8 protein-coding genes and 1 pseudogene are annotated in these 7,711 nt (G+C 65.8%); 3 read left to right on the forward strand and 6 right to left on the reverse strand.

Annotation, left to right across the window (positions count from 1 at the left end):
• The 6 genes from AC1DRP_RS32870 to AC1DRP_RS32895 all read right to left on the reverse strand — a co-directional run.
• Positions 1 to 681 (reverse strand): NAD(P)-dependent oxidoreductase (locus AC1DRP_RS32870; RefSeq protein ID WP_476770714.1); only part of this gene is annotated, 681 nt, incomplete at its 3' end.
• 25 nt (positions 682 to 706) lie between these two features.
• Positions 707 to 1,459: an amino acid ABC transporter ATP-binding protein gene (locus tag AC1DRP_RS32875; RefSeq protein ID WP_476770715.1), complete on the reverse strand. Its 753-nt coding sequence runs from the start codon at positions 1,457 to 1,459 to the stop codon at positions 707 to 709.
• A 2-nt stretch (positions 1,460 to 1,461) separates the two neighbouring features.
• Positions 1,462 to 2,259 carry an ABC transporter permease subunit gene (locus AC1DRP_RS32880; protein WP_476770716.1) on the reverse strand — a complete coding sequence of 266 codons (798 nt, stop codon included), beginning with the start codon at positions 2,257 to 2,259 and terminating at the stop codon, positions 1,462 to 1,464.
• Complete coding sequence (locus AC1DRP_RS32885) at positions 2,256 to 2,972, reverse strand: amino acid ABC transporter permease (protein ID WP_476770717.1); 717 nt, start codon at positions 2,970 to 2,972, stop codon at positions 2,256 to 2,258. Before AC1DRP_RS32885 ends, AC1DRP_RS32880 begins: the two co-directional genes overlap by 4 nt.
• Entirely contained in the window at positions 2,969 to 4,168 is a 1,200-nt protein-coding gene (locus AC1DRP_RS32890) for an alpha-hydroxy acid oxidase (protein WP_476770718.1), read from the reverse strand. Before AC1DRP_RS32890 ends, AC1DRP_RS32885 begins: the two co-directional genes overlap by 4 nt.
• 46 nt (positions 4,169 to 4,214) lie before the next feature.
• Complete coding sequence (locus tag AC1DRP_RS32895) at positions 4,215 to 5,105, reverse strand: transporter substrate-binding domain-containing protein (RefSeq protein ID WP_476770719.1); 891 nt, start codon at positions 5,103 to 5,105, stop codon at positions 4,215 to 4,217.
• Positions 5,106 to 5,244: 139 nt separating this feature from the next.
• On the opposite strand from AC1DRP_RS32895, the gene AC1DRP_RS32900 reads away from it, so the two are divergent.
• The 3 genes and pseudogenes from AC1DRP_RS32900 to AC1DRP_RS32910 form a co-directional block, all read left to right on the forward strand.
• Complete coding sequence (locus AC1DRP_RS32900; RefSeq protein WP_476770720.1) at positions 5,245 to 6,198, forward strand: LysR substrate-binding domain-containing protein; 954 nt, start codon at positions 5,245 to 5,247, stop codon at positions 6,196 to 6,198.
• Positions 6,195 to 7,118 (forward strand): LysR family transcriptional regulator, encoded by a 924-nt coding sequence (locus AC1DRP_RS32905; protein ID WP_476770721.1) that lies wholly within the window; start codon positions 6,195 to 6,197, stop codon positions 7,116 to 7,118. Before AC1DRP_RS32900 ends, AC1DRP_RS32905 begins: the two co-directional genes overlap by 4 nt.
• Before the next feature lie 103 nt (positions 7,119 to 7,221).
• Positions 7,222 to 7,711, forward strand: a pseudogene (locus AC1DRP_RS32910) (acyclic terpene utilization AtuA family protein); the annotation flags it as partial.

Genomic DNA, 7,711 nt, shown 5'->3' on the forward strand with positions numbered 1-7,711 from the left:
GAACTGGGCTGCCCCCATAAGATTGCGCGTGTCGTCGGAGAGCGGCACATGCAGGCTGACGACGTCGGCGCGGCGCAGAAGTTCCTCCTGCGTGCGGACGCGCTCGATGCCCAGGCCGAGATCATGTCCCTCCGGCTGGAAGGGATCGACATAGATGACCTTCATGTCGAAGGCTGCGGCGCGGCGGGCGACCGCCGTGCCGATGCGCCCCATGCCGATCGCGCCGAAGGTCGATCCGCGGATACGGCGCACCACCGGCACGTCCTCGGCGACGAAGCCGGCGACCGGATCGGCCTTCAGCCGCGCCTCATAGCTGCCGAGCCCCCGCACGAGATGCAGCAGCATCGCCAGCGCATGGTCGGCCACCTCGGTGGTGCCGTAGTTCGGAACGTTCGAGAGCGGGATGCCGCGCGCGCGGCAGGCGGCGCCGTCGACATTGTCGAAGCCGACACCTACCCGCACGATCAGCCTGCAGCGATCGAGCTTGGCGACCACGTCGGCCGTGATCTTCATGCGGTGCCAGACCAGCACCGCGTCACAACTGCGCCAGATTTCGTCTGGAATCGCGTCCGGATCTGTCTCGTCGAAAACGATGTAGTCCAGCCTGTCGCCCGAGACGCCGTGCTCGACGTCGAGATCGCGCAGATGCGCGTCGGGAACCAATACCTTGAGGGCAGTCATCGCAATCAATCCTGGCCGCAGCGTTTCAGAGAACCTTGTCGAGAAAGTCTTTTAGGCGAGGGTCGGAGGGGGCCTTGAAGAGGGTCGCGGGCGGCGCGTGCTCGACGATGACGCCGCGATCGGTGAAGAACACCTCGTCGGCGACCTCCTGCGCGAAGCGCATCTCATGGGTCACCAGCACGCAGGTCATGCCCTCCCGCGCAAGATCGCGGATGACGCTCAGCACCTCGCTGACCATCTCGGGGTCGAGCGCGGCGGTGACCTCGTCGAAAAGGATGGTGCGGGGCTGCATGGCCAGCGCCCGCGCGATCGCGACACGTTGCTGCTGGCCGCCGGAAAGCTCACCCGGATAGGCGCCCTCCTTGCCGGTCAGCCGAACCTTGGCGAGCAGGGCGCGGGCGCGCTCCGTCACCTCCGCAGGTTTCTCGCCGAGCACCTGGATGGGCGCCATGGTGAGGTTCTGGAGTACCGTGCGATGGGGGAAGAGATTGTACTGCTGGAACACCATCGCGACCTGATGGCGCAGCGGGATGAATGCGCGGTCGGTCCGGAGTTTCTCCACCTGGAAATCGCCGACGCGGATGCTGCCGCTGTTGATCGGCGTCAACCCGTTGATGCAGCGCAGGATCGTCGATTTGCCGGAGCCCGAGGGGCCGATGATGCAGACAACGCGGCCATCGTTGACGGAGAGCGAGACGCCCTTGAGCACGGGGAAGGCGCCGAACGACTTGTGGACGTCGCGCAGTTCGATGAAGGTTTTCGGAATGGCGGTCGTCATGGTCACCTCGCTCGCACGCGCCGTTCGAGCCAGCGTGTCAGGATCGCGATCGGAAAGCTGAAGAGGAAGAAGAGCAGCAGCACGAAAATGTAGACGGCCGTGGCGATGTGATCGCCATCGCTGCCGATGACCGTGCGCGCGACCGAAATCACGTCGGAGGTCCCGGTGACCACGACGAGGCTCGTGCCGATGAAGAGCATCGCATAGATCGTCATCAGGTTCGGCGTCATCAGCGGCAGCGCCTGAGGCACCACGATATGCCGCAGGATCTGCAGCCGGCGATAGCCGAGCGAACGCGCCGATTCCCACTGCCCGCTGGCGATGGCCTCGACGCCGCCGCGAAACACCTCGGCGATGTTCGCAGTCACCGGCAGGGCGAGCCCGACGATCGATTTCACCATCGGCGACAGGAAGACGGTGGCGCCGAAGACCGTGACCTCGAAGGGCAGCAGGTAGAGCATCGCGTAGAGCACGACCAGCCAGGGCGAGTTGCGCAGCACGTTCATCACGAATTCGGAGGGAATGCGGATGAGTTTGCCCTGGGAGATCAGTCCGATCCCGAGCACGGCGCCGACGGCTGCAGCGATCGCCATCGCCCAGAGGCTGATGAGGATGTTCGCTGCGAAGCCCCCGGTCGAGCCGCTGAAGTCGGCCGAGCCGGAGAGCAGCAGCGGCGTGCGCAGCCAGATCTTCGCGAGAATGGCCGGCGTTTCGGCGCCATACACGGCGAAGAGCAAGGCGGCGAGCACGGCCGGAACGCCGATGATGCCGAGCAGGAAGGCGCGCCATTCGCGGCTCATGACGCCTGGACTCCGTATCCGGGGATGCGGAAGACGTCGCCCAGCCGGCGCAGGATGACGACGGCGAGGCTCGCCAGGGCGACGTAGAGAATCCAGATCAGCAGCATGACCTCGAGATTCCTGAAGGTCTCGAGGGAGATCTGCGTCGCGCCGTACATGATGTCGGGAACCGCGACGAGCGCTGCCTGCGACGAGGTCTTGATCAGGCTGACGACGTTGTTCGTCATGGCCGGCATCGACAGCCTGAAGCCAATCGGCAGCTCGACATGTCGAAAGGTCTGGAAGCGCGTATATCCGAGCGAACGCGCGCCTTCGACGGTCTGAGACGGCACGGCGAGCAGACCCGAGCGGATGATCTCGACCGCAATCGCGCCGTTGTAGAGACCCAGCGACAGCACCACGCAGGTGAAGCCCGAGAACAACGGCACGCTGCGGCCCGTCGTCGGATCTGTCAGCTTCAGCCCGACTTCGGAGAGCATGAAATAGAGGAAGAAGAGCTGCACCAGCGGCGGCGTGTTGCGGAACAGCTCGACCAGAACGGTCGTCAGCGTCTCCAGTACCGGCAGGCGGAAATGCAGGCACAGCGCGCCCGCCACGCCGATCACCAGCATCAATGCGATGCCGAGCAGGCTCATCAGGATTGTCGTTCCCAGGCCGCGCAGCAGCCAGGTCTGGTAGAGGCCGTCGCTGAGCCAGCTGTAGTCGAGGCTCATGACAGAGGTCTCCGATCCCGCAGCAACTCGACCTCCGCCAGGCCACGCAGGTCATCGATGCCGAGTAGCGCCATGGCGATGTCGATCTCCTCTGCCAGCAAGGCGATGGCCTCGGCGGCGCCACGCTGGCCGCCGATGGCCGCCGCCATCAGCATCGGCCGTCCGACGAAGACGAAATCGGCGCCGAGCTTGAGCGCCTTCAGCACGTCGGCGCCACGCCGGATGCCGCCGTCATGCATGACGGTCAGCGTCAGGCCGCGCTCGGCGATACGCTCCAGGGCCGCCAGCGAACTGGCGGCGCAGTCGACTTGCCGACCGCCGTGATTGGAAACGATGATGCCGTCCACCCCGGCCTTCTCGGCCACGGCCGCATCGCCGGCCGCCATGATGCCCTTGATGACCAGCTTGCCCTTCCAGCGTCGGCGCACCGCTTCGATATGCGGCCAGGACAGCGCATCGCGCCGGCCGATATCGCGGACCAGGGTCGCGGAAAAGACCGGGGGCCCCTGTCCGGCATCCATGTTCTCGAAGCGGAATTTCAGCGCGGCCAAGCGGTCGCGCAAGAGAACGCGCCGGAGCCAGCCCGGGCGCGACAGGCCCTGCCAGGCGAGGCCCAGGCTCGGCTTCACCGGTGAATGGAAGCCGTGCCGCGCGGCGCGCTCGTGCTTGGGGTGCACGGCGGTGTCAGCGGTGATCACCAGAGTGTCGAAGCCGGCCGCCTCGACGCGGTCGATCAGCCTCGCGATGCGGTCCGCTTCGCCTGGAACATAGGCCTGGAACCAGCTCGTCGCGCCGGCCGCCCGGACCTCTTCCATCGCTGTCAATGAAGCGCCGCTGAGGATGAAGGGGATGTCGGCATCGGCGGCGGCCCGCGCGAGCGCAATGTCGCCATCCGGGGCGATCAGCCGGCTGAGCCCCATCGGCGCGATTCCGAAGGGCAGGGGCCTTTCGACGCCGAACAGCGTTTTGGCGAGCGAGCGCCGCGAGACGTCGACGAGCACCTTGGGCAGGAAGGCGAGCTCGCCGAATGCACGAAGGTTGCGGGCGTGCGTCGCCTCGTCGTCGGAGGCGCCGGCGAGGTAGTGATAGAGCGCCGGCGGCAGCATGCGTCGCACGCCGGCATCCAGGCCGGCGAGGCCGGCGCTGCGATCGATGGCGCGGCGCCTGTTGCGAGGAGCGACCTTCAACGCATGCATGATGAGCCGAACCCCGCTCGCTCGCGCCTGACCCTCCGCGCTCGCGCTACTGCGCCTTCTTCGCATCGGCAGCGCGCTTCTGGACGTATTCGCTCTYGCCGAGATTGTACTTCTTCTCGCCCTCGACCATCAGCCCGCCGGCCTCGGCCTTGATGATGGCCGTGTCGACCGCCTTGAGGAATGCGGGCTCGTTCTTGCGCACGCCGCCGGCGATCGGGACGTATTCGAAGGTCTGCAGCGCGATCTTGTACTTGTCCTTCCAGCCGTCCTCCATGACCTTCATGTTCAGGTTCGGGCCGTCAAAGGCGATGGCGTCGCAGCGGCCGCCCTGGAAGGCGCTGAAGATTTCGGCGGTTCCGGTGAACAGCACCAGCTCGGCGCCCATCTTCTCGCTCAGCGTCCGGTTGTAGAGATTGCCCTGGCTGCCGCAGATCTTCTTGCCGCGAATGTCGTCCCAGCTCTTGTAGGTCGCTTCCTTCGGCGCCATCAGGACGATACCGGCCATGGAATAGTAGTGCTGCGTGAAGTCGATGACCTTGCCGCGATCCGCGGTGACGCCGAGCGTCGCGAAGATCACGTCGATGCGGCCGGCATTCAGGAACTCGATCCGGTTCGAGGCGACGACCGGGACGTATTCGATCGCAGTTTCCGAGCCCAGCAGGTCCTTGGCGACGGCCCGGGCGAGATCCACCTCGAAGCCGACATTCTGGGCCTTGGGGTCCAGATAACCGAAGGGGATGTAGTCGTTGCGGATGCCGACGATGAGCTTGCCGCGCTGCTTGACGCGGTCGAGTTGGTCGGCTTGCGCGGCGCCGAGCGAGGCGGCGAGGCCGAGCCCGATGAGCGATGCGCCGGTGAGGTAGCGTGCGCTGCGAACCGTGCCGGCCGAGACGGACATCATGGCGCGCAGGCGCCGCTGGGCGTTTTCGATGAACATGACGATCCCCGTTGTCCGAACGCTTGCCGGAATGTCCCTCGGACATCCTCGTGCGTCCTTGAGGGGATGATCATCTTGCGGAATATAATTTTCCAATAGAAAATTATCGCTGCAGAATAACTGGAGCTTATGCTGTCACATGAACGTCCGCCAGATCGAGGCCTTTCGTGCCGTCATGACCACGGGCAGTGTGACGCGCGCCGGCGAGAGGATGAGCATCTCGCAGCCGGCAGTCAGCCAGCTCATCGCCCTGTTCGAACGCCATTGCGGCTTTCGCCTCTTCGAGCGGCAGGGCAGCAAGCTGGCCCCGACGCGAGAGGCCCAGGCGCTGTTTGCTGAAGTGGAACGGATGTTCGTAGGCGTCGGTCAGATTGCCCGGGTCGCGACGGCGTTGCGCGACCAGTCTTGGGGGGCACTCAGCATCGCCGCCTTTCCCGCCATCGCCCGTCGCGTCGTGCCCGACATTCTGTGGGGCTTCTGCAAGGACAGGCCCGACACGCGCTTTCGCATCGAAAGCATGCGTTCCCGTAGCCTGATCGACGCCGTCGCCACCCAGCATGTCGATGTTGGCTTTAGCTTTCTGCCGAGCGATCGGCCGGAAGTCGAAAGCACGCATCTTCACCGGCTGCGCGGGCTCTGCATCCTGCCCGCCGGCCATCGCCTGGCCACGCGCCGATCCATCGAGGCTCACGACCTGACGGACGAGGACTTCATCTCGCTCGGGCCGCAGGACCATTCGCGTTTCGTCATCGACAGGATCTTCGAGGAGCGAAAGATCCAGCGGCGCCTGCGCATCGAGGTCGGCCAGTCGGAGACTGCCTTTTCCTTCGTCGCGGCCGGCGCCGGTGTGGCGGTGGTCGATCCGATCAGCGCCTACAACAACACCAACCCCGCCGTCATCATCCGGCCGTTCTCGCCTGCGGTCGAGTTCGACATCTGGCTCATTCGCCCAAAGGCGGCGCGATCCTTCAACCTCGTCGACAGCTTCGTCGCGCATGCCCTGGCCGAGCTGGAACGCTTCGCCGACCACGTCGCGCACGGGCACGGCATGAGTGATGAAATGCCTGCACCTGCCGAGGCGCCGCGCGCATGAACATCCGCCAGATCGAGGCCTTCAAGGCGATCATGGAACTCGGCAGCTTCACTCGGGCGGGTGAGAGGCTCGGGCTGTCTCAGCCGGCCGTCAGCAAGCTCGTTCTGCTGCTCGAACGCAAATGCGGCTTCGGCCTGTTCCATCGTCAGAGGAACGGTGTCATCCCCACCGCTGAGGCGCAGATGCTGTATGCGGAGGTCGAACGCGTCTTCCTCGGCGTCGATTCGATCCAGGCGCGCGCCAGGGCGATCCAGCGGCTCGACTATGGCGAAATCCGGCTCGTGGCCTTTCCCTCGCTCGCCACCCGCATCCTTCCGCCGATCCTGGCCGAATTCCTGGAGGCGCGGCCTGGCCTGCGGATCGAGATGTCGAGCCGCAATTCCTGGCTGCTGGTCGAGCGCATCGCCACGCAAGCCGTCGACGTCGGCTTCGGCATGTTCGCGGCTGACAGGCCGGGCGTGCGGTTCGAGAAGCTCTGCACCATGCGCGCCGTCTGCGCACTGCCGCCGGGCCACAGGCTGGCCGGACTGGATGTGGTCCATGCGACCGATCTCACCGGGGAACGCTTCGTCGGCATGGTCGAGGAGGATCGCGCGCAGTTGCAAGTCGACAAGGCCTTCGCCGAAACCGGAGCCCGGCCCAACGTCGTCCTGACGGCGCAACTCACCGAGGCCTGCTGCTCATTCGTCGCGGCCGGCGTCGGCGTGTCGGTCGTCGATCCGTTGAGCACCGAAGGTTTCGCGAGCGGCCAACTGGTCGTTCGCCCTTTCCGGCCCGCCGTGGATTACGACATCTGGGTCGCCCTGCCGAGCTTCCGCGATGCCGCGCTCGGCACGCGCGCTCTCGTCGAGCATGTCAGGACCGGCTTGACCCGCAAGCTCGCAATCATGGCGACAGCCATCGGGGAGCCTCCGATCTAGCATATCTTTTCGTTATGTCTGGGGCGGCAGAAGCGATTTGACCGCAGGCCTCGTGCGACCGCCTCTATCGTGGAAGGAACTTCTTCGCGAAAGAGAGGCAGGAATGCCGCCCATCACAGTCCTCACCCCCACCGGAACGCTAGGTTATGGCTTTGGCGAAGAAGCGCTCGCGCGCGGCATGTCGCTCAACCCAGCCGTGATCGCCGTCGATGCCGGGTCGACCGATCCGGGTCCGCATTATCTCGGCTCGGGCAAGCCCCTCGTCTCGGACGTGAGCATCAAGCGCGAGCTGACCGCCCTGATCCGTGCCGGGCGTGCGGCTGGCATACCGGTTATCGTCGGCAGCGTCGGCGGCGCGGGATCCGGCGTCCAGGTCGATCGCACGGCGGCTCTGGTCCGCGAGATCGCCAGCGAGAACGGGCTGCAGCTCAGGCTGGCCACCATCCGCTCGGATATCCCGATCGAGCGCGCGAAGCAGGCGGTGGCGGCGAACGAGGTGCTCGGCTTCGAGGCCGGCTACCCCCTGACGCAGGGCGCGCTCGACGAAACGGTCACCCTGGTCGCGCAGATGGGGCATGAACCGATCTGTGAGG

It is taken from the genome of Allobosea sp. 01N443 (assembly GCF_056399325.1).